Genomic DNA, 24,580 nt, shown 5'->3' with positions numbered 1-24,580 from the left:
GCGGGGATCCATTTTGATTTTGAGAAAGCGGGGTTGAACATTGCGTTGGGTTGGGGCGGTCCCGTTACTTCTTTTCTTTTTTACCCAACCGCACAGCAATAACATCACAGGGCGCGCCGTGCAGGACGTCGTTGGCTGTGGAGCCTAGTAGTAGCGCGAGACCGTGGCGGCCGTGGCTGCCGACGACGATGAGGTCACAATTCTGTTCTGTCGACACCCGGTGGATCTCGTGGCGGGGATGGCCGAAGGCGATTTGCAAACGGTCTTCCGGAAGCCCATAGTCGCCGGCAAACGCCTGCATCCTCTCTCTGGCCTGGTCGAATTGCTGCTGTTGCAGCATAGACAGGTCCATGGGCACATCACCGCCATAGGCCATGGCGAGGGGCTCGACCACATGCAGGAGCGTCAGTTTGGCATCCAGTGCCTTGGCAAGGGCCATGGCATGGTCGGCTACCGAGCGGCATTCATCGATCAGGTCGACGGCGACCAATACGTGGGAATAGAGCATGCAGGTTTCTCCTGTTTTTCAGCCCGATAGTAACAGTCTTTTTCGCGCAGTCCAGCTCTGCAGCGGCCTTCTGGGCGACAGCGCAATATCCGCCCCAGCGCCGGGCGCGCGCCTGTGACCTGGGTAATAGTGGCGGTGGTTGCTGCGATACTGGTTGCGAACCTGCTCAAACTGTTGCCCCGTGGGCGTATGCTGCATATACAGCGTCTGCGTGAAGCGGCGCGCAAGCTTGGCTACAGAGTGGAGCGGCAGCCTGAAACGGCAGCTGGTGCCCAGCTGGAACATTGCGTTGGCTATAGACAGTCACTGGAGCGCTGTTCAGTACAGCAGGAGTTCAGTTGCGAGCGGGATGGGCAAGGCTGGCGCTGGTTACTGGGTTCTGCGGACAACGCGCTGGCGCTGGCGGTACTGGATACATTGCCGCAGGCTGTGCAACGCATTGACCGTCAGTCTTTCTCGGTGTTGGTATTCTGGATCGAGCCGGATTCCATAGCTACGCTTGAACAGCTGGATCTCGCATTGGCTCCTTTACGCCAGTCGCAGGCGGGCTGACCGCCGGTCCTTGTCTCGATCCGTTCTAGGTATAGCTGCTAATTATCTGAATTTAAAAGATAAAAAAATGAAATATGCTCATTTCTAACAGCCGGGCAAGACGCGCCCATGTCTGCTTTAGATTGACAACAGCCCGGATTTGCACGAAGGTGTGCGCACCCGAATCAAACGAGCGTATGAATTGTTCGGCATTCTCACCGAGCAAACGCCCCGGGAACTATCATGGCATCCTCCGATGAGCTGCTTCAGCCAACGCTGCGGGCAGCGTCGGAATTGCTTTTTCTCAAGTGCTTACACAGCGTGGAGATCAGTTGATGATTTACGAAGGTAAAGCCATCACGGTTCAAGCCCTTGAAGACGGCATCGTCGAGCTCAAGTTCGATTTGCAGGGCGAGTCTGTCAACAAGTTCAATCGTGCGACCCTGGCGGAGCTGCAAGCTGCCGTCGAGGCCATCCAGTCCGATAGCAGCATCAAGGGCCTCATCGTCACCAGCGGCAAGGACGTGTTCATTGTCGGTGCCGACATCAACGAGTTCGTTGACACCTTCCAACTGCCCGAGGCAGATCTGGTCGCCGGCAACCTCGATGCCAACAAGATCTTCAATGCCGTTGAAGACCTGAAAATCCCCACCGTTGCTGCCATTAACGGCATGGCGCTGGGTGGCGGTTTCGAAATGTGCCTGGCCTGTGACTACCGTGTCATGGCCGCCAGTGCCAAGGTCGGCCTGCCTGAAGTCAAACTGGGTATCTACCCGGGCTTCGGCGGTACCGTACGTACTCCACGTCTGATCGGTGTCGATAACGCCATCGAGTGGATCTGTGGTGGTACTGAAAACCGTGCCGACAAGGCCCTGAAAATGGGTGCTGTTGACGCTGTTGTAGCCGACGACAAGCTCAAGGCAGGTGCTCTGGATCTGGTCAAGCGTGCCATCAGTGGCGAGTTGGACTACATGGCCAAGCGTCAGCCCAAGCTGGAAAAGATCAAGCTCAACACCATCGAGCAGATGATGGCGTTCGAAACTGCCAAAGGTTTCGTTGCTGGTCAGGCTGGCCCGAACTATCCGGCGCCGGTTGAAGCGATCAAGACCATCCAGAAAGCCGCTGCCCATGGCCGCGAAAAGGCACTGGAAATCGAAGCCGCTGGTTTTGCCAAGCTGGCCAAGACCTCCGTTGCCCAGGCACTGGTCGGTCTGTTCCTGAACGATCAGGCACTGAAAGCCAAGGCCAAGCAGTATGACAAGCAAGCTGCAGACGTGAAGCTGGCCGCTGTACTGGGCGCAGGCATCATGGGTGGCGGTATTGCTTACCAGTCTGCCGTCAAAGGCACGCCTATCCTGATGAAGGATATCCGCGAGGAAGGTATTCAGCTGGGTCTGGACGAAGCGTCCAAGCTGCTGGGTAGCCGCGTTGCCAAGGGCCGCTTGAAGCCTGACCAGATGGCCAAGGCACTGAATGCGATCCGTCCGACCATGTCCTACGGTGATTTTGGCAACGTCGATATCGTCGTTGAGGCCGTTGTCGAGAATCCCAAGGTCAAGCACGCTGTGCTGGCTGAGGTGGAAGGTCATGTACGTGAGGACGCGATTATCGCTTCCAACACTTCGACCATCTCCATCACCTATCTTGCCCAGGCGCTCAAGCGTCCGGAAAACTTCTGCGGCATGCACTTCTTCAACCCCGTGCACATGATGCCCCTGGTTGAAGTTATCCGTGGCGAGAAGTCCAGCGAGAAGGCGATTGCCACTACCGTTGCCTACGCCAAGAAAATGGGCAAGACCCCGGTTGTCGTCAACGACTGCCCCGGCTTCCTGGTCAACCGCGTACTGTTCCCATACTTCGGCGGCTTTGCTCGCCTGGTAAACATGGGCGCCGACTTCCAGCGCGTCGACAAGGTCATGGAAAAGTTTGGCTGGCCCATGGGCCCGGCTTACCTGCTTGACGTTGTAGGCCTGGACACCGGGCACCACGGTCGTGATGTGATGGCTGAAGGCTATCCCGATCGCATGGCTGATAACGTGCGCACCGCCGCTGACGTCATGTATGACGAAGGTCGCCTGGGTCAGAAGACCGGCAAGGGCTTCTACGCGTACGAGATGGACAAGAAGGGCAAGCCGAAGAAGGTTGTCGATCCGCAGTCCTACGAGCTGATCAAGCCAGTGGTTCAGGAGAACCGTGAGTTCACTGACGAGGAAATCATTGAGATCATGATGGTTCCGCTGTGCCTTGAGACCGTTCGCTGCCTGGAAGACGGCATCGTTGAAAGTGCTGCCGACGCCGACATGGGTCTGATCTACGGTATCGGCTTCCCGCCCTTCCGTGGTGGTGCGCTGCGCTATATCGACACCCTGGGTGTGGCCGAGTTTGTGGCCATTGCTGACAAGTATGCCGAGTTTGGTCCCATGTACGCGCCGACTGAAAAGTTGCGTGAAATGGCCAAGAACGGCAAGAAATTCTTCGGTTAACCGCGGAACGCACAGAGCGAGAGTGAATCTATGAGCCTGAATCCGAGAGACGTCGTTATTGTCGACTTCGGCCGCACCCCGATGGGCCGTTCCAAGGGTGGCATGTACCGTAATGTTCGTGCCGAGAACCTGTCCGCCGACCTGATCACCGGTCTGCTGGCACGTAACCCGAAAATTGATCCCGCAGAAGTGGAAGATGTGATCTGGGGCTGTGTAAACCAGACCCTGGAGCAGGGCTGGAACGTTGCCCGCATGATCTCCCTGCTGACGCCGATCCCGCACACCAGCTCCGCGCAAACCGTGAGCCGTCTGTGTGGTTCTTCCATGAGCGCGCTGCACACTGCTGCCCAGGCGATCCAGACCGGTAACGGTGATGTGTTCGTGGTAGGTGGTGTGGAGCACATGGGCCACCTGAGCATGATGCACGGTGTTGATCCAAACCCGACCCTGTCCCTGTACGCTGCCAAGGCGTCCGGCATGATGGGTCTGACTGCGGAAATGCTGGGCAAGATGCACGGTATCAGCCGCGAGCAGCAGGACCAGTTCGCCCTGCGTTCGCACCAGTTGGCGCACAAGGCAACCCTCAATGGTGGCTTCAAGGATGAGATCATCCCGATGCACGGCCACGATGCTGACGGTTTCCTGAAAGTGTTCACTGAAGACGAGACCATCCGTCCCGAGACTACCCTGGAAAGCCTGGCGGCCCTGCGGCCGGCGTTCAATCCCAAGGGCGGTACCGTGACAGCCGGTTCTTCTTCGCAGATCACTGACGGTGCTTCCTGCATGATCGTGATGTCTGCCGAGCGCGCCAAGGCCTTGGGTCTTGAGCCGATGGCGGTTATCCGTTCAATGGCTGTTGCTGGTGTTGATCCGGCGATCATGGGCTACGGTCCGGTCCCGGCTACCCACAAGGCGCTCAAGCGCGCTGGCATGACCATGGATAACGTCGATTTTGTCGAGCTGAACGAAGCCTTTGCTGCCCAGGCCCTGCCTGTGTTGAAAGACCTCAAACTGCTGGACCAGATGGAAGCCAAGGTCAACCTGCACGGCGGCGCGATCGCACTGGGTCACCCCTTCGGCTGCTCCGGCGCCCGCATCTCCGGCACTCTGCTGAACGTGATGAAGCAGAATGGCGGCACTGTTGGTGTCTCGACCATGTGTATTGGTCTGGGGCAAGGCATCACTACCGTATTCGAGCGTGTCTGATACGGTTGTGGTGTGACCAGAAACCGGGGCCTAGTGCCCCGGTTTTTGTTTGTGGGTTGCAAGTTTGGTAGCTCGGTGCGGTTGCTGGACTGCTGATTGTTTGAGCTCTGTGTGCGGCGCCGACGACCAAGGGCCTGTGTTCGGCACGCTACAAGCCATCCATGGGGCTCGTCGATGGCCGTCCCTGGCCATCGACGGCACTCACACAGGCCCTTGGTCGCCGGCGCCAACTTAAATCGAGCCTCCTGCACGGAACCCGTTCTTTGGGTTCGTTCGTTGGTCCAGGATCCGAGTCAGTATCAGCGCAGCGCCCCGAAGGCCTTTGCGCGACCGTCGGAGCACAGGGACGTGCGACGACGAGCCCCAGGGATGGCTAGTAGCGTGTCGCGCAAAGGCCTTTGGGGCGCTGTGCCGAGCACATAAGATGCAGAATCAGTATCGACTCCACACTCTACGCTAACCTATAAGCCGCCGAGCCAAGTCATAAGCAAACAAGGAACACGACATGTCACTAAAGCCAGGACTCTACCGCCACTATAAAGGAAAGGATTACCAGGTCGTGGGTGTGGCGACACACTCGGAGACAGAAGAATCCCTGGTGGTGTACCGCACGTTATATGGGGATTTTGATCTGTGGGTGCGGCCCCTGGACATGTTTACGGGCAACGTCGTGCTTGACGGCGAGCCTACGCCACGCTTTACCTTTATCAGCGAAGACGTGTAGGCTCTGGCCCTCCGTGGGTCTGTGCGAGCTTCCAGACGCCGCGGCGCATTACTCCATGTCCGACAGGACATCCAGATTCGATAGAGCTAGGAATACAGTTACCCATGGGAAAAGCACTGGTCATTGTTGAGTCTCCCGCCAAGGCGAAGACGATCAACAAGTATCTTGGCAACGACTTCATCGTCAAGTCGAGCATTGGTCACATACGCGATTTGCCCACCAGTGGCAGCGGCAAGACCGAGACCAAAGCCAAGGGCGGCCGCAAGGCAGCTTCTGCCGCTCCCGAGGTAGACAAGAAAACCAAGGCACGCATGCAGCTGGTCAAGCGCATGGGCGTCGACCCCGAGAATGGCTGGAAGGCGCACTACGAGATCCTGCCGGGCAAGGAGAAGGTCGTAGAAGAGCTTCGTCGCCTGGCCAAGGACGCCGACGCCATCTATCTCGCGACGGACTTGGACCGCGAAGGGGAAGCTATTGCCTGGCACCTGCGCGAATCCATTGGTGGTGATGAAAGCCGCTACAAGCGTGTGGTGTTCAACGAAATCACCAAGAAAGCCATTCAAGGTGCGTTTGCCAAGCCCGGCGAGCTGGACATCAACCGCGTCAATGCCCAGCAAGCGCGGCGCTTTCTGGATCGCGTCGTGGGCTATATGGTCTCGCCTTTGCTCTGGCAGAAGATAGCCCGTGGCCTGTCGGCCGGTCGTGTTCAGTCGGTGGCAGTGAAGCTCATTGTGGATCGCGAGCGTGAGATTCGCGCGTTCATACCTGAAGAGTTCTGGGAAATTCACGCATTGCTGGATACACCGCAGAGCGATTCGGTGCGTTTTGAAGTCGCCAAGCACAACGGCAGCAACTTCCGCCCGGTCAACAAGGCTGAGACCGATGCCGCCCTGAAGGTGCTCAAAGACGCTGACTACAGCGTTGCCAAGCGTGAAGACAAGCCGACCAGCTCCAAGCCCAGCGCACCTTTTATTACCTCTACGCTGCAGCAGGCGGCGAGTACGCGCCTGGGCTTCGGCGTGAAGAAGACCATGATGATGGCTCAGCGCTTGTATGAAGCGGGCTACATCACCTACATGCGTACGGACTCGACTAACCTCTCCGCCGATGCGATTGCCATGGCGCGCGGCTATATCGAAACCAATTTCGGCGAGAAATACCTGCCTGAAAAGCCCAACATGTACAGCAGCAAGGAAGGCGCTCAGGAAGCCCACGAAGCGATCAGGCCGTCGGACGTCAAACTCAAGACCGGCGATCTCAAGAGTATGGAAAAAGACGCTGAGCGGCTTTACGAGCTTATCTGGCGTCAGTTTCTGGCCTGCCAGATGGTGCCCGCCCAGTATCTGTCCACGCTGATCACCGTTGAAGCCGGGGATTTCGAGTTGCGCGCCAAGGGTCGCATCCTCAAGTTCGACGGCTATACCCGGGTAATGCCGACCCAGGGCAAGGGTGGCGAGGACGAAGTGCTGCCCGACATGAAGGTCAAGGACAAGCTGGCGCTGCAGAAGCTCGATCCCAAACAGCACTTCACCAAGCCGCCAGCGCGCTACTCCGAAGCCAATCTGGTCAAGGAGCTGGAGAAGCGCGGCATCGGCCGGCCCTCTACCTATGCGTCCATTATTTCGACCATTCAGGATCGGGGTTACGTCTCTCAGAATAACCGCCGGTTCTATGCCGAGAAGATGGGTGACATTGTTACCGAGCGCCTGGCAGAAAGTTTTCCCAATCTGATGGACTACAGCTTTACCGCGACCATGGAGGAGTCCCTGGACGAAGTGGCCCAGGGCGGCGTGGTCTGGAAAAAGGTTCTGGATAATTTCTATGCTGACTTCAGCCTCAAGCTGAGTGCCGCCGAGTCGGCCGAGGAAGGCAAGGGCATGCGCTCCAACGAGCCGACCCTGACAGACATCAAGTGCAAGGACTGCGGCCGGCCGATGATGATTCGCACCGCGTCAACCGGTGTGTTCCTGGGTTGTTCGGGCTATGCATTGCCGCCAAAGGAACGCTGCAAGGCGACCGTGAATCTGGTGCCTGGTAACGAAGTGGCCGCCGATGATGAAGAGGGTGAGTCCCGTGTACTGCGTAACAAGCGTCGGTGCCCGGTGTGCAGCACCGCGATGGACAGCTACCTGGTAGACGAGCAGCACAAGCTGCACGTATGCGGTAACAATCCCGACTGCCCCGGTTTCGAAATTGAAGAAGGTGCTTTCAAGATCAAGGGTTATGATGGTCCAAGGTTGGATTGCGATAAGTGCGGCAGCGAGATGCAGCTCAAGACGGGTCGTTTCGGCAAATACTTTGGCTGTACCAATAGCGAATGCAAGAACACCCGCAAATTGCTGAGAAATGGCGAGGCTGCGCCGCCGAAGATGGATCCGGTGCCCATGCCCGAGCTGGCCTGTGAAAAGGTCGATGACGTGTACGTGCTGCGCGATGGCGCTTCGGGCATGTTCCTGGCCGCCAGCCAGTTTCCGAAGAACCGCGAAACCCGCGCGCCATTGGTGAAGGAATTGCTACCGCATCGCAAGGAAATCGATCCCAAGTATCATTTCCTGCTGGAGGCGCCGGTAGCGGATCCGGACGGCGTGCCGACGGTTATTCGTTACAGCCGCAAGACCAAAGAGCAATATGTTCAGAGTGAAGTCGACGGCAAGCCCAATGGATGGCGCGCCTATCATGACGGCAAGCGCTGGGTCGAGGATGACAAGCGGCCGAAAGCCAAGAGCTGAGGGTTGACCCATGGCCAATGAAGTCTATACCCGTACCAACCAGGCTTTGTATTTTGCCCGCCTGGCGATCGAGTCTTGGTCCGAGGCTGAAACCTCGGATGCGCTGTCTGCCTTCACTATGACGCGCTACCACCGCGAGCATGCGTTGTTTCATCTGCATCGTGCCGTACTGGCGGTTGCCCATGAAGTTGCTGACCGCTATCGCTGGCCGTTGTTGGAGGTTCGCTCGCTGGACATGATGCTCGACCCGCAGACCGTTGAGCGTTTCCCAGGGCCTGAACTGGCTGAACTGAGCGAGCTGGCCAAGGCATCGGACACCTGGCTGGGGCGGCTGCTGAAAGGGTGGGATATCCTGAATCTACCGCCGCGACCAGAGGAGGCCAAGGCGCCTGCCGATGACCTGATTGCGGTCAGCGCAGTCAAGGCATCGGTTGATTGGTCTCTGGTCGATGCACGTGAAGCTCACACCGCTCTGACCGAGCGCGTTGGCTGCTACCGTGAAGGGATGGTGGAGTGGTAGCAGTCCCTGCGATTGCTCGCAGCATTGTGTTAAGCTGCGCGGCCAATCAACAGGAGACCCGACATGTCCTCTTCATCGTTTCTGGAGATAGTAGAGCTGGAAAATGGCAAAGTAGCTCTGCGCCGCTCCAATGAAGAAGCCGAGCCCCTGGTGGTCATCGAGTTTTCTGCTGACGCTCAGGACTTCCTGCAGGGCCATTACATCGAAGTTGCCAAGGCAATGATCAGCGCTGGTATGCAGGTTGCCGGTCAGGTGATGGAAGAGGGTGAGCCCTATTCGGAAGGCCGTATCCTGCACTAGGCGCACGCCCTTGTGATGCTTGAAGGGGGTTGAGGTGCTATTCACAACCCCCGTTTGCTACTTCGCTCAGCGCTTTTACGCCGCCAGACAGCTATCCAGACATACATTCAGACTCTGACAGCGACCTTTGCCAGCGGCCAGGCGTAACTGCTGACTTGCACGCCCACTCTGACCGTCTGTTGCCAGCCAACTCACCACAGTATGACTACAGCCGAGGCTGAGTAATTCACAACAGAGTTCAAGGCTGTCCATTCCCGGTTTGCATCTGACGATCAGTATCCGTTCCGGATTGAGCCCCGCGTTACGCAGCCACTGGTGGCTTACCGTTTCGGGGGGGTCAAGCAGTGTCAGCCAACCAGGTGCATCGGCCTGGCTTAGATCGCGCAGGACTGGTGCCAGCCATTGCAGGCACTGCCTGGGAGCGCCATTGAGGCGGATCTCGCTGAAGGCGTCTTCGGGCTCGGCGTGGCGCGTCGGTCGCGTGCTGGCCAGCGCCGGCTTTGACGGAAGTGCGTAGCGGGACGCCATCAGAGCATTATGAAAGAGCTCCGGTTGTACGGCGGTACTGATTGATCGGTGATGGTCGTGGGAATACAGCATATTGAACCCCTCTAGCGGCGTATTACGCCGACACTCAAGCCTTCGATGGTCAGTTCCTCTTCACCCAGATCAACTTCTATCGGTGCAAAATCCGGGTTTTCTGCGTGAAGCAGAACCTTGCGGCCCTGTTTCTGAAAGCGTTTCACGGTAACTTCATCGCCAATGCGGGCAACCACGATCTGCCCGTTACGGGCAACGGCGGTGCGATGAACTGCCAGCAGATCGCCGTCAAGAATGCCGACGTCGCGCATACTCAGACCCTGCACCCGAAGCAGGTAATCGGCCCGGGGATGGAAAAACCCCGGGTCTATCTGGCAGTGATCCTCGATATTTTCCAGTGCCAGCACCGGCGCGCCTGCTGCTACCCTGCCGATGACGGGTAGCCGCCCCTCGGGGGTATCGATATCCTGTTCGGGTAGACGTATGCCCCGGGACGCACCCGGAATCATTTCAATTGCCCCTTTACGGGCCAGGGCGCGCAGATGATCTTCCGCCGCGTTGGGCGATTTGAATCCGAGTACCCGAGCTATGTCTACACGGGTAGGGGGATAGCCGTTGGCATCCATGTACTCCTTGATGAAGGCAAGGATCTGTTGTTGTCTGGCGGTCAGTTTCTGCATCCGGCTCTACCTGTTTGTATATACAGTAACTGTGATTATATACAGTTGTTAGTGGAGGGCAAGGGGCAGTCTCAATTCTGTCAATGACCTGGTTTCGTTTTGGCTGCTTGACACTGAATGCGTTTGAAACGTATGTTTGAAACAAATGTTTACTAGCGGAATCGCCCATGGCCCAGTCTGATACTGTCGAACGCATTCTTGATGCAGCCGAGCAACTCTTCGCCGAGAAAGGTTTTGCAGAGACATCGTTGCGCCTGATCACCAGCAAGGCGGGGGTGAATCTGGCGGCGGTAAATTATCACTTTGGTTCCAAGAAGGCCTTGATTCAGGCGGTATTCGTGCGTTTTCTGAATCCCTTTGTCAGCAGCCTGGAGCAGGAACTCGACCGTCATCAGCAGCAGGGCAGTGCTTCTCAGCTTACCCTGGAACAGTTGCTCGAGATGCTGGTGAGACAGGCACTGACCGTGAAGCCGCGCAGCGGCAACGATCTGGCGATTTTCATGCGCCTGCTGGGGCTGGCCTTCAGTCAGAGTCAGGGTCATCTGCGCAAGTATCTTGCAGAGGTTTATGGCAAGGTGTTTCAGCGTTACATGCAGTTGGTGTTTACTGCGGCTCCGCAATTGCCGCCAACCGAGCTTTTCTGGCGGGTGCACTTCATGCTGGGTAGCGCTGCGTTCACGATGTCGAGCATGAAAGCGCTGCGCGCGATTGCCGAAGCGGAATTCGACACTCAGACAGGTATTGATCAGGTGCTCAAGCTGATGGTGCCGTTTCTCGCGGCGGGCATGCGCGCAGAGAGCGTCATGCCGTCCATAACCGCCGGGACCCAAACCCGGTCCGTCCCCGAACCAGTCTGATATTCCCCGATCGCTATTGTGTCTGTGAGTCAGCAGTACTATTGCCTGCTGGCTTTGGTTTCCCCTCTGCGCCGGTTTCCTAGCGCGGGCTGATCCGTTATCGTGTGAGCACTTTTAACGGAGGTGGCTATGTCGCTGGATCTGATCCTCGTCTCACTGGCTTCCCAGCGCCTTATCGGGCTCAGCGGCGGGATGCAGGTGTGCGATTATCCTGTTTCCACTGCGCTCAAGGGTGCAGGGGAGCAGGACGGGTCCGGATGTACTCCGCGGGGCGTGCATCGGGTCAGGGCACGGATCGGTGAAGGCCAGCCCTTGGCCTCGGTGTATATCGGTCGTCGTCCGACGGGTGAGATCTGGTCCCATGAACTCGCCCGGCAGCACCCACAGCGCGACTGGATTCTTACCCGGATATTGTGGCTGTGTGGCGAGGAGTCGGGATTCAATCGAGGCGGCAGGCAGGATTCCCAGCGCCGCTATATATACCTGCACGGTACCCCTGACGACCAACCTATGGGTGTGGCGCTATCCCATGGCTGTGTGCGCTTACGTAACAGCGACATGCTTGTGCTATTCGATCTCACGCCAGTAGGCTGCCGCGTTGAAATTCACGAGCAGGCTTTAGATCTGCTCATGCCCGCAAAGACTTGAACGGAGTAACACTGTTGAAACAAGGCACCCTGATGCTTGATGTGGCCGGTACCTGGCTTGATGCGGCTGATCGCCATTTGCTCAGACAGCCCGAGGTGGGCGGTATCATTCTGTTCGCTCGCAATACCGAATCACCGCATCAGGTTCGTGAACTGGTGCAGTCAATCAGGGCCGTGCGACCTGATATGCTGATCGCAATAGACCAGGAGGGTGGACGGGTACAGCGCCTGCGCAATGGCGTCGAACGCTTGCCGGCGTTGCGCCGTATTGCAGCCCTGGCCAGCTCCGGGGATATGGGCCAGGCTGAGGCGGCGGCGAGAAGTGCTGCCTGGGTAATGGCTACCGAGATGCTCGCCTGCGGTATCGATATCAGTTTTGCACCGGTTCTCGATCTGGATCATGGCCGCAGTGATGTTATCGGTGACCGTTCCCTTGGGGGTGACCCCGAGCAGGTGGCCAATCTCGGCCGAGCTTATATAGAGGGTTTGCACACAGCAGGGATGGCGGCGACCGGTAAACATTTTCCTGGCCACGGCTGGGCGGAAGCAGACTCCCATACGGATTTGCCGGTTGATGAGCGCAGCGAAACGCAGATCCGCGCAAGCGACCTTGTGCCTTTCAGGGATCTTGCCGCATTGCTGGATGGCATTATGCCGGCCCATGTGGTGTATCCGGCGATCGATGAGCAGCCGGCTGGCTTTTCCCGACGCTGGCTGCAGGACATTCTGCGCAGCGAACTGGGCTTCAGCGGGGTGATCTTCAGCGACGACCTGACCATGGCGGGCGCCCATGTTGTAGGTGGCATTACCCAGCGAGTTGACGCTGCATTGTCATCGGGTTGCGACATGCTGTTGGTATGCAATGATCGTGGTGCGGCCGAGGAGGCTCTGACGCATTGCCAGCAGATCGGCCTGAATCCCCCAGAGCATCTGGCAGCCATGCTTGCACGCCGCCAGCCGGGTATTGACTATAAAGCTGACCCACAGTGGTCTTCCGCGCTTCACCTGTTGCGCGAAGTGGGATTGCTTGGGGAGCATGCATGAATGACTTGATCGACAATCTGCCTCTGGACAACCTGCCGCTGGCCGGGCAGCTCTGGGTCTACAAGGTTTTTGCCATCGTGTTCGCGTCGCTGATATTGGCCTACGTGGGCAAGCTGATACTCGACCGACTGGAAGCCCGTGCCACGATCAGTCCGAACGTCTGGGATGACGCGCTGGTAATCGCGCTGCGCCGGCCGCTTTGGGTACTCATATGGAGTATGGGACTGTTGTGGGCGGCGCGGATAACGGCATTGGAGATGGACGAAGACTTTGCGGACGTGCTCGAGAGTGTCCAGAGCGTGCTGCTGATAGGTTTGCTCGCCTGGTTTCTGCTGCGTCTGGCGAGTCGAGTCGAGGAGCGCCTGGTTGATTCCCGTTATCTGCAAAAGCCCATGGATCAGACTACTGTCAGCGCTATTGGCAAGTTGTTGCGTATTTCGGTAGTTATCACCTGCGGTCTGGTCATATTGCAGACGCTGGGGTACAGCATTGGTGGCGTGCTTGCCTTCGGTGGCATCGGCGGTATCGCGGTGGGTTTTGCCGCCAAGGATCTGTTGGCAAACTTTTTTGGTGGTTTGATGGTCTACCTTGACAGGCCTTTCTCGGTGGGCGAGTGGGTACGTTCGCCGGACAAGGAGATTGAAGGCACGGTCGAGCATATCGGCTGGCGTCTGACACGCATACGGACCTTCGATAAACGCCCTATTTATGTGCCGAATGCGATTTTTACCAACGTCGTTCTGCAGAACCCGTCGCGAATGACGCATAGGCGCATATTCGAGCATATCGGTATCCGTTATGACGACATCCAGCACATGGAGCCCATCGTCAAGGCTGTCCGCGAGATGCTCAAGGAGCATCCGGATATCGCCCAGGATGTGACCCAGATGGTCTATTTCGACCGGTGTGCGGCCTCGTCTGTGGATTTTTTCATCTATTGTTTTACCAGTCCTGTGTGGGCTGAATTTCACCGGGTGAAGGAGGATGTATTGTTGAAGATTCTGGCTATTGTGTCCGAGCACGGGGCGCAGGTGGCGTTCCCCACATCGACCCTGCATGTGCCTGACGGGCTGACGCTGCGTAGCGGTGAAGTCGAGCCTCCGTCTGCCAACCAGGCGGGTAACCCGCCGCAGGTGGGTTCATGAACGCCCTGGCCATTATTGGCGGTACTGGTCTGACCCGACTACCTGGCCTCAAGCGTACCGGTGAAGCCAGTTCGGAAACGCCCTTCGGTACTGCTTCGGCGCCCGTCATCAAGGGTCTCATGGCCGGCCGGGAAGTGTTCTTCATGGCGCGCCATGGGGACCCTCATCGTATACCGCCCCATCGGGTCAATTATCGGGCCAATCTATGGGCTCTCAAGGAGGCGGGCGCTGATGAAATACTGGCAGTCAACGCGGTCGGCGGCATTCATCCGGCCATGGGAGTAGGGCATTTTTGCGTACCCCATCAGTTGATCGATTACACCTGGGGCCGGCACAGCACTTTTTTTGAGGACGATCTGGATGAGGTCACGCATATCGACTTTACCCATCCCTATGATGAGGGCCTGCGTCAGCGGCTGATTGGCGTGCTGGCGCGAGTCGGCGTGGCGCACAGTGCCTATGGTGTCTACGCAGCGACTCAGGGCCCCCGGCTGGAAACTGCGGCGGAGATCAGTCTGCTGGAGCGCGACGGCTGTGACATAGTCGGCATGACTGGAATGCCTGAGGCGGCGCTGGCCCGAGAGCTGCAGTTGCCCTATGCCAGTCTGTCACTGGTAGTCAATCCCGCTGCAGGCAAGGGCAAGGGCGTGATCACCATGGCAGATATCGAAAAAGTGATGGAGAGCGGCATGGAGCAGGCGCGGGCTGTCATCAATGCGATGGTCGCCGGCGCCTGAGCCAAGTTCCTTTAGCGACTGTTAACCCGGACCAGCATGCCCATGCTCTGGTGGTCGAGATAATGCACCTCGTTCAGACGCAAGCGACGGGACTGGTGCAGTTTCTCGCTGACAATACTGTCGGCCTGGCCATCCTGGCTGCGAGTGCCAGTGTGCCGCCAAGCCTTTACCTCGAGCGCCATTGATTCCTCGGCGCGCTCCAGACCAAGCACCGCTTCGACGGGATAATGCTCGCCCAGCGTTTCCCCCTGGTGTATCGCTACCTTCAGGTTACTGTCAGCCGGCTGGATCCAGGCCTGATGCATGAGTATTCGGTAGCCATTGGCCGCGAGCTTGTCCGCCTCCCTGTCCATGCGAAGCTGGGTTACGTCCAGTTTGCGCACATCACTGCGGGCGGTATCTTCGAGCATCACAGCGTCATTGGCCCAGTTGTAGTCGGGGGCACGGTTGCCGCTGATCGGGGCTGAGGGTTGGGCGAACACAATGGCCTCGACCTGGTAGGTGCCCGCATCCTGGGCCTGGACGGTGCTTGCCAGAACAGAGATAGCGACGAGTGCGGGCAGCTGCAGAGTGCGAATAACGGAGTTCATGAACGTTTTCCTTTCCCTTTGGATGGCTGGGATTGCTGCGGTGGTGCTTCCAGACGGTCAATCAGTGCCTCAACCGTATTCAGGCGCAGATCCGATGCTCCCATGGGCGCACTGAAGCGGAACAGGGTAGCACCCTCAAGTTTATACCGATTGGGCTGATCCTGGATCAGTTTGACCAGCGTCATCGGGTCAACCTGGGTGTTGCTGGCAAATTCGAGACGGCCATGCTCGGGCCCGACATCTATTTTGCTGATTCCCAGAGGAGTGCAGCGCAATTTCAGGGACGTAACGCGGAACAGCGTCTTGGCTGCCTCAGGCAAGAGGCCGAACCGGTCGATCATCTCCACCTGCAGATCCTTCAAAGCCTCGTCATCGGTGGCATTGGCTATGCGCTTGTAGAGAATCAGGCGGCTGTGCACGTCTGGCAGGTAGTCATCCGGGATCAGAGCCGGTAGACGCAGGTTGATATCCGGCCCGCCTCCCAGAGGCTGATCCAGGGACGGTTGGTTGCCCGACTTGATTGCCTTGATAGCCCGATCGAGCATGTCCATGTACAGGGTAAAGCCGATGGCCTGGATCTGACCGCTCTGGCCGTCGCCCAGCAGTTCGCCGGCGCCGCGGATTTCCAGGTCATGGGTGGCCAGGGTGAATCCGGCTCCCAGTTCCTGGGCTGCGGCAATCGCTTCCAGACGCTTTTCGGCGTCGCTGGTCAGCTTCTTGCCGTGGGGCGTGAGCAGGTAGGCGTAAGCCTGGTGGTGGCTGCGGCCGACACGACCGCGTAGCTGGTGCAGCTGAGCCAGGCCGAATTTGTCGGCCCGCTCGATAATGATGGTGTTGGCGTTGGGTACGTCGATACCGGTTTCGATGATGGTGGTGGTCACCAACACGTTGAACCGCCGGTGATAGAAGTCGCCCATCACCTGTTCCAGCGCGCGTTCGGGCATCTGTCCGTGGCTGATACCGATGCGCGCTTCGGGCACCAGTTCAGCCAGGTCTGCGGCGCATTTCTCGATGGTCTGCACCTCGTTGTGCAGGAAGTAGACCTGCCCACCGCGGAGCAGCTCACGCAGGATGGCTTCCTTGAGCACCGGCGCCTGTTGCTGCATGACGAAGGTGCGCACGGACAATCGGCGTGCCGGTGGCGTGGCGATAATCGACAGCTCCCGCATGCCCGACATGGCCATATTCAGGGTGCGCGGAATGGGTGTGGCGGTTAGCGTGAGCACATCCACTTCACTGCGCAGGGCTTTGAGCTGTTCTTTCTGGCGGACGCCGAAGCGGTGTTCTTCGTCGATGATCATCAGTCCCAGGTTTTGAAACTGGATGTCGCCCTGCAGCAGTTTGTGGGTACCGATCATGATATCCACCTTGCCCTCGGCGAGTTCGCCGATGGCAGACTTGATTTCCTTGGTGGACTTGAAGCGCGACATGACCTCGACCTTGACCGGCCAGTCAGCAAAGCGGTCGCGAAAGCTGTTGTAGTGCTGCTGAGCGAGCAGGGTGGTGGGTACTAGTACCGCAACCTGCTTGCCACCGTGTACCGCCAGGAAAGCTGCGCGCATGGCGACTTCGGTCTTGCCGAAGCCGACATCGCCGCACACAAGCCGGTCCATCGGCTGTGACTTGACCATATCGCTGATTACCGCTTCGATGGCTGCTTCCTGATCGGCGGTTTCCTCGAACGGGAAGGCATCGGCGAACGCCTGATAGTCGCGTTCCGGTGCACTGAAACTGAAGCCCTTGCGGGCACCTCGGCGGGCGTAGACATCAAGCAGTTCGGCAGCCACGTCGCGGACCTTTTCGGCCGCCTTGCGCTTGGCTTTTTGCCATTGTTCCGAGCCCAGGCGGTGTAGCGGGGCGTGTTCGTCCTCGCCACCGGTGTAGCGGGCGATCAGGTGCAGGTTGGCTACCGGGACATAGAGCTTGGCTTCGTCGGCGTATTCCAGGGTGAGGAATTCGGCCTGCTGGTCTTCAACGGTCAGATTGACCAGGCCCAGGAAGCGGCCGACGCCGTGGTCGATATGCACCACCGGTGACCCTTCGCGGAGCTCGGTCAGATTGCGAATGACCGCATCGCCCAGGTCGGTGGCCTTGCCGCGACGCCGGCGCTGCATGACGCGCTGGCCAAACAGCTGATTCTCGGCAATCAGTGCGATGGCGGGCGAGCCGCAGAGCATGCCCTGGTCAATGGTTGCCACCATGATCGAGTGCGGCGCAGTGCTGGCGAGAAACTCTGGCCAGCTTTCCACCGTGCCCGGCTTGACCTCGATGCGTGCCAGCAGGTCGAGCATCGCCTCACGGCGTCCGGCGCTTTCCACGACGTACAGAATTCGCCCTTCAAAAGAGCTGGCAAAGGATTCAAGGGCTGCAAGGGGCTGATCCAGCCGATTGTCTATTGGCAGCTCAGGCGGCGGCTGGCAGCTGAAGTGAATGTTACCGGCGGCGGGCCCGATGGATTCCTGGTGACAGACAATCCGTGGAAAGCGCTTGATCAGCGCGAAACAGTCCTCGACGCTGAGAAACAGCTCCGCCGGTGAGAGCAGCGGACGTGTCTTGTCGACGCTCTGCTCCTGATAGCGGTTACGTACGTCGGTCCAGAAGTGTTCGGCGCTGCCCTCGATGCCAGGCAGACTGAACAGCAGGGTATTGTCTGGCAGATAATCAAACAGGCTTTGCAGTTCTTCAAAAAACAGCGGCAGGTAGTATTCCACCCCTGCTGGCACCAGCCCCTCGCTCAGATCCTGATACACCGGGCAGCGTCGGTAGTCGACGTCGAAGCGCTCACGAAAGCGGGCGCGGAAGCCGGTCAGGGCTGCCTTGTCCAGCGGAAATTCCTTGGCGGGTAACAGATGGACCCGCTCGACCTTGTCGATCGAACGCTGGGTCTCTGGGTCGAAGGTGCGCAGGGTCTCGATTTCATCGTCAAACAGGTCGATGCGCAGGGGCAGGCGGCTGCCCATCGGATACAGATCCAGCAGCGCGCCGCGCACGGCGTAGTCGCCATGCTCGTATACCGTATCGACGCATCGATAGCCGGCCGCGTCCAGATTCAGGCGCATCTTGTCCATATCCAGCTGCTGGCCCAGCTCGAGCATGAGCACCGAGCCGCCGAGGAAGGAGCGTGGCGCGATGCGGTGCAATAAGGTCGTCATGGGCACAACAAGAATGCCCTGGGTGACCGACGGTAGCTGGTAAAGCGTCTTCAGGCGCTGGGAAATGATGTCCTGGTGCGGCGAAAAACGGTCATAGGGTAGAGTTTCCCAGTCCGGGAAGCTGAGCACGGGCAGATCTGGAGCGAAGAACCGCAGCTCCCGTTCCAGTTGATCGGCCATGGCCGTATCAGTGGTTATGACCAGACTCAGGCCCGGGTGCAGCAGGGCGCCCTCGGCTATGGCTAGCGCCCTGGCGGCTCCGGTCAGGTTGCCCCAGGCCGTCTTGCCATGGCCGGCGAGTGCATCGGCAGAGGCAAGAATGGTTTTGTTCGCAGGCATGCGTTGACTGTCCATCTGTAAAAAACGCCAAGTGTACCTGTGTACGCATGACTATGCCGCGGTTACAGCGCTTTTCCCGGAATCATTGCCTCGGTGCCAGAACAAAAGCATAATATCGGCCCTTTAGAGCCCATGACCTGGAAGGAAAAGACGTGACTCAAGCCCAATATGACCAATGTCTGGAAAACTGGACGGATCGTGAATCCACCGCCGAAGCGATGATTCCGCTGATCGGCCGTCTGTACCGCGAGCACAACGTGGTCACCTCGATCTATGGTCGGGGGCTGGTGAATCGTTCTGTTATCAGTATCCTCAAGTCCCACCGCTTTGCGCGTCAGATCGACGATACCGAGCTGTCAGTACATGACACCTTCCCGCTGATCAAGGCTCTGCTGGATCTGAACCTGGGTCCTGCCTCGATCGATCTGGCCCGCCTGGTTGATAAGTTCCGCCGTGAAGGTGGGGATGATCTGGACGCTTTCCTGCGCACAGAGCTGGCTGATGTGATCGGGCACAAGGGCGAGCGCCGCCAGGGCCGTGATGTTGTGCTTTACGGCTTCGGACGTATCGGTCGGTTGTTGGCGCGCATCATGGTCGAGAAGATAGGTGTGGGCGACGGCCTGCGTCTGCGCGCCATTGTTGTGCGCAAGGGTGCAGTTAATGATCTGGCCAAGCGTGCCAGTCTGCTGCGTCGCGATTCGGTGCACGGTTCCTTTCAGGGCACGATCAAGGTGGATGAGGAAAACAACACCCTGACGGCTAACGGCATGATCATCCAGGTGATCTATGCGAGTAACCCCAGCGAAGTCGATTACACCCAGTACGGTATAGAAGACGCCATTGTCGTAGACAATACTGGCGTATGGCGTGATGCCGAGGGTCTGTCCCAGCACCTGAAGTGCCCGGGCGCATCTCAGGTAGTTCTTACCGCTCCGGGCAAGGGTGACCTGAAGAACATCGTTCACGGCATCAATCATGCGACGATTTCGCCGGACGACAAGATCATTTCTGCTGCGTCCTGTACCACCAACGCTATTGTCCCAGTTCTCAAGGCGATCAACGACAAGTACGGGATCGTCAACGGTCATGTGGAGACTGTTCACTCCTACACCAACGACCAGAACCTGATCGACAACTTCCACAAGGGCAACCGTCGTGGTCGCAGCGCTGCACTGAACATGGTCATCACTGAAACGGGTGCTGCCAAGGCAGTTGCCAAGGCGTTGCCGGAGCTGGGCGGCAAGCTGAGTGGTAACGCGATTCGTGTACCTACGCCCAACGTGTCCATGGCCATTCTCAATCTTAACCTTGAGAAGGCAACTGATCGTGATGAGGTCAATGAATACCTGCGTTACATGGCGCTGCATTCTGACCTGCACAAGCAAATCGATTTCACCAATTCCCAGGAAGTGGTTTCCAGTGATTTCGTGGGTTCACGCCATGCCGGTGTGGTGGATGCCGAGGCTACCATCTGCAATGACAATCGTCTGATTCTCTACGTCTGGTATGACAACGAGTTTGGTTACAGCTGTCAGGTTGTGCGGATTCTGGAAGATCTGGCGAACGTCAATCCCCCGGCTTTCCCGGTCTGAGCAGACACTGCTTGCTTGTGCAGGTAGTGAGTAATAAAAAAGGCGCCTCTGGCGCCTTTTTTTTGAACTATTGATCCATTTTAAATCAACGGGTTGCAGTCAGTCTTTCGCGTAGGTCGTCAGACAATCCGTTTTCCCTGAGCCAGATGCCAACATATGCTCTAGCCAGTTGACTGTCCTCTGAGCTGAAAGACTCCACTCCGTTGTATTTCAAACTAAGGGAGTGGGCTGCATCAAGGGTAAGTGCGTAACGATCACCTGCGCTGATGTCGGTAAATGTGGCGTGCAGCTCGTCAATCATGGGCCGCAGCTCGTCAAGGGTTGGCTTGTCGTACTGCCGTTCCAGAGCTACCCAGGCTGCCTTGATGACGTCCTCGCGATCAATGTTCCGGTAGTAATACAGCTCCAGATGCAGGGGTTCTCCTGCCTTTATCGGGTTTTCCAGTGGCTGTTGTGCTGGTGTCAGCAGGGCGGCGCTGTAAACGTCCACGAACAGGTATTCCAGCAAGCTGGCATTGCGCAAGACCAGCTCCTGATTGCCAACTTCGATGCGTTGCGGGAAGTCCGCTTCGGCCAGGCGCTTTTCGCTGGCGGCAAGGCTGAGTGGCAAGAGGCAACAAACCAGCGCCAGGGTACGTGCAATCATCTTTTCTACTCCGTTTTCGGTGAGTCAATACGCCCATTAACTACTCCGGCTGAATTATGGTCAATTCACCCGGTAACGGATTGTGTAACAGCAAAAAACCTGAAAAAACCAAGACCTTGAGTAGCATTGACAGGTCATGGTCTTTATACTTGACGGGATTTTTGATGAGGGTTCGTGGTCACATTCTGCTGGGTTTTGTTTGCCTCCCGAAACGCTCGGCGGCCCCTTTGCTACGCCGGATGCCCGATCCGCCCTTGACGATTCCAACCAGTGATTAGGCTATACGTATGATAAAAATCAAACGGGGCTTGGATCTGCCAATCACCGGCTCCCCTGAGCAAATCATGGATGACGCGCGCCCGGTGCGCAGCGTTGCCGTGGTCGGTTTCGACTACCACGGTATGAAACCAACCATGGAAGTGAAAGAGGGTGACCGGGTCAAGCTAGGCCAGATTCTTTTCAGTGACAAGAAAACCCCCGGCGTTATCTACACCGCACCCGCGTCAGGCGTAGTCAGTGCGATCAACCGCGGCGAGAAGCGTATCCTGCAGTCGGTGGTAATCGACGTCGAGGGTGATGAAGCGGTCAGCTTTACCGCCCACGAGGAAACGGCCCTGGCGGGCCTTGATCCCAAGCATGTACGTGAGCAATTGATCGAATCAGGTATGTGGACAGCATTGCGGACACGGCCCTACAGCCGTGTGCCTGCTGTTGACAGTGAGCCGCACTCGATTTTTGTAACGGCTATGGATACCAACCCGCTGGCCGCTGACCCGGCCCTGGTGTTGAAGGAATACGCAGGCGCATTCGAGAATGGCCTGAAGGTGCTTGCGCGCCTCGGACGAATCTGGCTGTGCCGCGCCGAGGGCGCGTCGGTACCGGGTGAAAACCTCGATGGCGTTCGCTGCGAAAGCTTCGCCGGCCCCCATCCCGCAGGCTTGCCTGGTACGCACATCCACATGCTCGACCCGGTCAGCGAGAGCAAGACTGTCTGGCAGGTCAACTATCAGGACGTTATTGCTATCGGTCATCTGTTTACCGACGGCAAGTTATGGACTGAACGTGTGGTTGCACTGGGAGGCCCGATGGTCGAGCGTCCACGTCTGCTGCGCACACGTCTGGGTGCCAATCTTGATGAGCTCACCGCTGGCGAGCTGCAGTCAGGTAATAACCGTGTTATTTCCGGGTCGGTCTTTGGTGGTCGCCTGGCTCAGGGTCCGGTCGCGTACCTTGGTCGTTATCACCAGCAGGTTTCCGTACTGGCCGAAGGCGATAACCGCGAAATGATTCACTACCTGCGTCCCGGGGTGAATAAACACTCGGTATTGAATATTTTCGTCTCCAAGTTGAAACCCGGCAAGCAATTCGATTTTACTACTACTACAAATGGCAGCCCGCGGGCCATGGTCCCACTCGGTAACTACGAGATGGTCATGCCGCTGGACATCCTGCCAACGCAACTCTTGCGCTACCTCATCGTCGGTGACACTGACATGGCCCAGAAACTGGGCTGCCTGGAGCTGGACGAAGAAGATCTGGCCCTGTGCAGTTACGTGTGCGCTGGCAAATATGAATATGGCCCGATTCTGCGTGACAACCTCACGCTGATCGAGAAGGAGGGTTAAGCCATGGGTTTGCGTGCATTCCTCGACAAGATCGAGCACAACTTCGAGAAGGGTGGCAAGCACGAAAAGTTCTACGCCCTCTACGAAGCGATCGACACGTTTTTCTACCGTCCCGGTAGCGTAACTCGCACCACTGCGCACGTGCGCGATGGTCTGGACCTCAAGCGCATGATGATCACCGTATGGGTATGTACTTTCCCGGCGATGTTCTATGGCATGTACAACATTGGTTATCAGGCCAATATCATCTATGCAGCCAACCCCGAGTTGCTCGCAGCTCAGGAAGGCTGGCGCATTGGCTTGATCGGGTCGCTGGCAGGTTTTGACGCAGCGAGTCTGTGGGACAACCTGATTCATGGTGCGGCGTTCTTTCTGCCGGTGTATGCCGTGACCTTTCTGGTCGGTGGTTTCTGGGAAGTCCTGTTCGCCTCGATCCGCAAGCATGAGGTCAATGAAGGCTTCTTCGTTACTTCTATCCTGTTTGCGCTGATTCTGCCGCCAAGCATTCCTCTGTGGCAGGTCGCGCTGGGTATCAGCTTCGGTATCGTGATCGGCAAGGAAGTCTTCGGCGGTACTGGCAAGAACTTCCTCAACCCGGCGCTGACGGGCAGGGCGTTCCTGTACTTTGCCTATCCTGCGGCCTCCTCCGGTGACGCTGTCTGGACTTCGATTGATGGCTACGCCGGTGCAACCGCACTGAGTCTGGCGGCTTCCGGTGGCGTCGAAGCGATCATGTCACAGGGAATCAGCTGGTTTGATGCCTTTGTCGGCAACATCCACGGTTCAATAGGTGAAACTTCGACCCTGGCTATATTCCTGGGCGGCGCCGTACTGCTGACAACCAAGATCGCCAACTGGCGTATTGTGGCAGGCGTGATGCTTGGCATGATTGGTTTGAGTCTGTTGTTCAACATGCTGGGCTCCACTACCAACCCGATGTTCTCAGTGCCCTGGTACTGGCATATGGTGGTTGGCGGCTTCGCTTTCGGCATGATCTTCATGGCCACTGATCCTGTATCTGCGTCCATGACCAACCAGGGTAAATGGATCTTCGGTGGCCTGATCGGTGTCATGGTTGTACTGATCCGTGTGGTCAACCCGGCCTTCCCCGAGGGCATCATGCTGGCGATTCTGTTCTCCAACCTGTTCGCTCCCCTGATCGACCACTTCGTCGTCCAGGCCAATATAAAGCGGAGGCTTGTACGCAATGTCCAGTAATAGAGAATCCGTCAGCCGCACCATCATGGTGGCGTTGCTGGTCTGTCTGGTGTGCTCGGTGGTTGTTTCGGTTGCCGCCGTGTCGCTCAAGCCGGTGCAGATAACCAACCAGTTGTTGGACAAGAAGCGCAACATTCTGTCTATCGCCGGTTTGTTGGAAGAGGGCGTTAGTGTCGAGGAGCAGTTCGAGAAAGTGACTGCTCGTCTGGTTGATCTGCGCACTGGCGAGTTCAGTGATGAAATCGATCCGTTGACCTACGATCAGCAAAAGGCTTCCAAGGAGCCTGCGCTGTCTCAGCAACTTGATGCTTCCGAAGATATTGCCAGCATCCGTCGCCGTGCCAACTACGCAACCGTATACATGGTTGAGAACGAAGATGGTATCGAGACCATGATTCTGCCAATCCATGGTTACGGCCTGTGGTCGACCCTTTACGGCTTTATTGCCCTTGAGGGTGATCTGCAGACTGTTGTGGGTCTGGGCTTCTACCAGCACGCGGAAACGCCCGGTCTGGGTGGTGAAGTCGACAATCCGAACTGGAAACAGCAATGGACCGGCAAGGTTGTCTACGATGAGCAGGATGATGTTGCTATCCAGGTCATCAAGGGTAGCGTGGATCCGGGTATGGCTGACGCCGAGCACAAGATCGACGGTCTTGCCGGTGCCACCTTGACCAGTCGTGGGGTGGAAAAATTAGTTCAGTTCTGGATGGGCGAGAATGGCTTTCGTCCGTTCCTCGATAATCTCAGCGCGGGAGAAGCGTAAT

General features: G+C 57.7%; 22 protein-coding genes. 16 read left to right on the top strand and 6 right to left on the bottom strand.

The features are described 5' to 3' along the window. Positions 1-64: 64 nt before the first annotated feature. On the bottom strand, positions 65-508 hold the full coding sequence (locus FZF01_RS17405; protein ID WP_150276745.1) for a universal stress protein: 444 nt from the start codon (positions 506-508) through the stop codon (positions 65-67). Positions 509-622: 114 nt separating this feature from the next. Between FZF01_RS17405 and FZF01_RS17400 the strand changes: the two genes are divergently transcribed. From FZF01_RS17400 to FZF01_RS17370, 7 genes are all read left to right on the top strand, one after another. Beyond that, entirely contained in the window at positions 623-1,060 is a 438-nt protein-coding gene (locus FZF01_RS17400; protein WP_150276746.1) for a hypothetical protein, read from the top strand. A gap of 314 nt (positions 1,061-1,374) precedes the next feature. Further along, positions 1,375-3,522: a fatty acid oxidation complex subunit alpha FadB gene (gene fadB / locus FZF01_RS17395; RefSeq protein WP_150276747.1), complete on the top strand. Its 2,148-nt coding sequence runs from the start codon at positions 1,375-1,377 to the stop codon at positions 3,520-3,522. A 30-nt stretch (positions 3,523-3,552) separates the two neighbouring features. After that, positions 3,553-4,728 carry an acetyl-CoA C-acyltransferase FadA gene (fadA, locus tag FZF01_RS17390; RefSeq protein ID WP_150276748.1) on the top strand — a complete coding sequence of 392 codons (1,176 nt, stop codon included), beginning with the start codon at positions 3,553-3,555 and terminating at the stop codon, positions 4,726-4,728. A gap of 505 nt (positions 4,729-5,233) precedes the next feature. Further along, positions 5,234-5,452, top strand: a complete 219-nt coding sequence (locus FZF01_RS17385; RefSeq protein WP_150276749.1) for a DUF1653 domain-containing protein — start codon at positions 5,234-5,236, stop codon at positions 5,450-5,452. Between the two features lie 104 nt (positions 5,453-5,556). Next, positions 5,557-8,181 (top strand): type I DNA topoisomerase, encoded by a 2,625-nt coding sequence (gene topA, locus FZF01_RS17380; protein WP_150276750.1) that lies wholly within the window; start codon positions 5,557-5,559, stop codon positions 8,179-8,181. 10 nt (positions 8,182-8,191) lie between these two features. Further along, positions 8,192-8,701: a DUF6586 family protein gene (locus FZF01_RS17375; protein ID WP_150276751.1), complete on the top strand. Its 510-nt coding sequence runs from the start codon at positions 8,192-8,194 to the stop codon at positions 8,699-8,701. A gap of 63 nt (positions 8,702-8,764) precedes the next feature. After that, on the top strand, positions 8,765-9,001 hold the full coding sequence (locus tag FZF01_RS17370) for a hypothetical protein (RefSeq protein WP_150276752.1): 237 nt from the start codon (positions 8,765-8,767) through the stop codon (positions 8,999-9,001). 75 nt (positions 9,002-9,076) lie between these two features. Here FZF01_RS17370 and sulA read toward each other — a convergent pair whose 3' ends face one another. Both sulA and lexA read right to left on the bottom strand, forming a co-directional pair. Next, entirely contained in the window at positions 9,077-9,601 is a 525-nt protein-coding gene (sulA, locus tag FZF01_RS17365; protein ID WP_150276753.1) for an SOS-induced cell division inhibitor SulA, read from the bottom strand. Between the two features lie 11 nt (positions 9,602-9,612). After that, positions 9,613-10,221 (bottom strand): transcriptional repressor LexA, encoded by a 609-nt coding sequence (lexA, locus tag FZF01_RS17360; RefSeq protein ID WP_150276754.1) that lies wholly within the window; start codon positions 10,219-10,221, stop codon positions 9,613-9,615. A 167-nt stretch (positions 10,222-10,388) separates the two neighbouring features. On the opposite strand from lexA, the gene FZF01_RS17355 reads away from it, so the two are divergent. The 5 genes from FZF01_RS17355 (at position 10,389) to FZF01_RS17335 (ending at position 14,651) form a co-directional block, all read left to right on the top strand. Further along, positions 10,389-11,078: a TetR/AcrR family transcriptional regulator gene (locus FZF01_RS17355; protein WP_150276755.1), complete on the top strand. Its 690-nt coding sequence runs from the start codon at positions 10,389-10,391 to the stop codon at positions 11,076-11,078. A gap of 129 nt (positions 11,079-11,207) precedes the next feature. Continuing rightward, a complete protein-coding gene (locus FZF01_RS17350) occupies positions 11,208-11,726 on the top strand; it encodes a L,D-transpeptidase (protein ID WP_150276756.1) in 519 nt (172 codons plus the stop codon). 32 nt (positions 11,727-11,758) lie between these two features. Then, positions 11,759-12,769, top strand: a complete 1,011-nt coding sequence (gene nagZ, locus FZF01_RS17345) for a beta-N-acetylhexosaminidase (RefSeq protein WP_150277096.1) — start codon at positions 11,759-11,761, stop codon at positions 12,767-12,769. Next, positions 12,766-13,914 (top strand): mechanosensitive ion channel family protein, encoded by a 1,149-nt coding sequence (locus FZF01_RS17340; RefSeq protein WP_150276757.1) that lies wholly within the window; start codon positions 12,766-12,768, stop codon positions 13,912-13,914. The genes nagZ and FZF01_RS17340 overlap by 4 nt, the downstream gene beginning before the upstream one ends. Beyond that, the gene (locus tag FZF01_RS17335) at positions 13,911-14,651 is read left to right on the top strand and encodes an S-methyl-5'-thioinosine phosphorylase (RefSeq protein WP_150276758.1); all 741 of its coding nucleotides are present in this window, start codon (positions 13,911-13,913) and stop codon (positions 14,649-14,651) included. Before FZF01_RS17340 ends, FZF01_RS17335 begins: the two co-directional genes overlap by 4 nt. 11 nt (positions 14,652-14,662) lie before the next feature. Here the strand turns inward: FZF01_RS17335 and FZF01_RS17330 are convergent, their stop codons facing one another. Beyond that, complete coding sequence (locus FZF01_RS17330) at positions 14,663-15,241, bottom strand: CsiV family protein (protein ID WP_150276759.1); 579 nt, start codon at positions 15,239-15,241, stop codon at positions 14,663-14,665. Then, entirely contained in the window at positions 15,238-18,732 is a 3,495-nt protein-coding gene (gene mfd / locus FZF01_RS17325; RefSeq protein ID WP_150276760.1) for a transcription-repair coupling factor, read from the bottom strand. Before mfd ends, FZF01_RS17330 begins: the two co-directional genes overlap by 4 nt. A gap of 152 nt (positions 18,733-18,884) precedes the next feature. Here mfd and FZF01_RS17320 point away from each other — a divergent pair, with 152 nt between their 5' ends. After that, entirely contained in the window at positions 18,885-20,324 is a 1,440-nt protein-coding gene (locus FZF01_RS17320; RefSeq protein WP_150276761.1) for a glyceraldehyde-3-phosphate dehydrogenase, read from the top strand. Between the two features lie 85 nt (positions 20,325-20,409). On the opposite strand, the gene FZF01_RS17315 is transcribed toward FZF01_RS17320, so the two are convergent. Beyond that, positions 20,410-20,970 carry a chalcone isomerase family protein gene (locus FZF01_RS17315; RefSeq protein ID WP_150276762.1) on the bottom strand — a complete coding sequence of 187 codons (561 nt, stop codon included), beginning with the start codon at positions 20,968-20,970 and terminating at the stop codon, positions 20,410-20,412. A gap of 287 nt (positions 20,971-21,257) precedes the next feature. Here FZF01_RS17315 and FZF01_RS17310 point away from each other — a divergent pair, with 287 nt between their 5' ends. Genes FZF01_RS17310 through FZF01_RS17300 form a run of 3 tightly spaced genes read left to right on the top strand, consistent with a single transcriptional unit; the run spans position 21,258 to position 24,579 of the window. Continuing rightward, on the top strand, positions 21,258-22,595 hold the full coding sequence (locus FZF01_RS17310; RefSeq protein ID WP_150276763.1) for a Na(+)-translocating NADH-quinone reductase subunit A: 1,338 nt from the start codon (positions 21,258-21,260) through the stop codon (positions 22,593-22,595). 3 nt (positions 22,596-22,598) lie between these two features. Then, on the top strand, positions 22,599-23,813 hold the full coding sequence (locus FZF01_RS17305) for an NADH:ubiquinone reductase (Na(+)-transporting) subunit B (RefSeq protein WP_150276764.1): 1,215 nt from the start codon (positions 22,599-22,601) through the stop codon (positions 23,811-23,813). Beyond that, on the top strand, positions 23,803-24,579 hold the full coding sequence (locus FZF01_RS17300) for a Na(+)-translocating NADH-quinone reductase subunit C (protein WP_150276765.1): 777 nt from the start codon (positions 23,803-23,805) through the stop codon (positions 24,577-24,579). The genes FZF01_RS17305 and FZF01_RS17300 overlap by 11 nt, the downstream gene beginning before the upstream one ends. Position 24,580 lies beyond the last annotated feature (1 nt).

Source organism: Halopseudomonas salina, assembly GCF_008641105.1.
This window is presented reverse-complemented; position numbering and strand designations above follow the sequence as displayed.

Coding starts and splice junctions, on each gene's coding strand:
- FZF01_RS17405 (WP_150276745.1), bottom strand. CDS start 508: ATGCTCTATTCCCACGTATTGGTCGCCGTCGACCTGATCGATGAATGC.
- fadB (WP_150276747.1), top strand. CDS start 1,375: ATGATTTACGAAGGTAAAGCCATCACGGTTCAAGCCCTTGAAGACGGC.
- fadA (WP_150276748.1), top strand. CDS start 3,553: ATGAGCCTGAATCCGAGAGACGTCGTTATTGTCGACTTCGGCCGCACC.
- FZF01_RS17385 (WP_150276749.1), top strand. CDS start 5,234: ATGTCACTAAAGCCAGGACTCTACCGCCACTATAAAGGAAAGGATTAC.
- topA (WP_150276750.1), top strand. CDS start 5,557: ATGGGAAAAGCACTGGTCATTGTTGAGTCTCCCGCCAAGGCGAAGACG.
- FZF01_RS17375 (WP_150276751.1), top strand. CDS start 8,192: ATGGCCAATGAAGTCTATACCCGTACCAACCAGGCTTTGTATTTTGCC.
- FZF01_RS17370 (WP_150276752.1), top strand. CDS start 8,765: ATGTCCTCTTCATCGTTTCTGGAGATAGTAGAGCTGGAAAATGGCAAA.
- sulA (WP_150276753.1), bottom strand. CDS start 9,601: ATGCTGTATTCCCACGACCATCACCGATCAATCAGTACCGCCGTACAA.
- lexA (WP_150276754.1), bottom strand. CDS start 10,221: ATGCAGAAACTGACCGCCAGACAACAACAGATCCTTGCCTTCATCAAG.
- FZF01_RS17355 (WP_150276755.1), top strand. CDS start 10,389: ATGGCCCAGTCTGATACTGTCGAACGCATTCTTGATGCAGCCGAGCAA.
- FZF01_RS17350 (WP_150276756.1), top strand. CDS start 11,208: ATGTCGCTGGATCTGATCCTCGTCTCACTGGCTTCCCAGCGCCTTATC.
- nagZ (WP_150277096.1), top strand. CDS start 11,759: ATGCTTGATGTGGCCGGTACCTGGCTTGATGCGGCTGATCGCCATTTG.
- FZF01_RS17340 (WP_150276757.1), top strand. CDS start 12,766: ATGAATGACTTGATCGACAATCTGCCTCTGGACAACCTGCCGCTGGCC.
- FZF01_RS17335 (WP_150276758.1), top strand. CDS start 13,911: ATGAACGCCCTGGCCATTATTGGCGGTACTGGTCTGACCCGACTACCT.
- FZF01_RS17330 (WP_150276759.1), bottom strand. CDS start 15,241: ATGAACTCCGTTATTCGCACTCTGCAGCTGCCCGCACTCGTCGCTATC.
- mfd (WP_150276760.1), bottom strand. CDS start 18,732: ATGCCTGCGAACAAAACCATTCTTGCCTCTGCCGATGCACTCGCCGGC.
- FZF01_RS17315 (WP_150276762.1), bottom strand. CDS start 20,970: ATGATTGCACGTACCCTGGCGCTGGTTTGTTGCCTCTTGCCACTCAGC.
- FZF01_RS17310 (WP_150276763.1), top strand. CDS start 21,258: ATGATAAAAATCAAACGGGGCTTGGATCTGCCAATCACCGGCTCCCCT.
- FZF01_RS17305 (WP_150276764.1), top strand. CDS start 22,599: ATGGGTTTGCGTGCATTCCTCGACAAGATCGAGCACAACTTCGAGAAG.
- FZF01_RS17300 (WP_150276765.1), top strand. CDS start 23,803: ATGTCCAGTAATAGAGAATCCGTCAGCCGCACCATCATGGTGGCGTTG.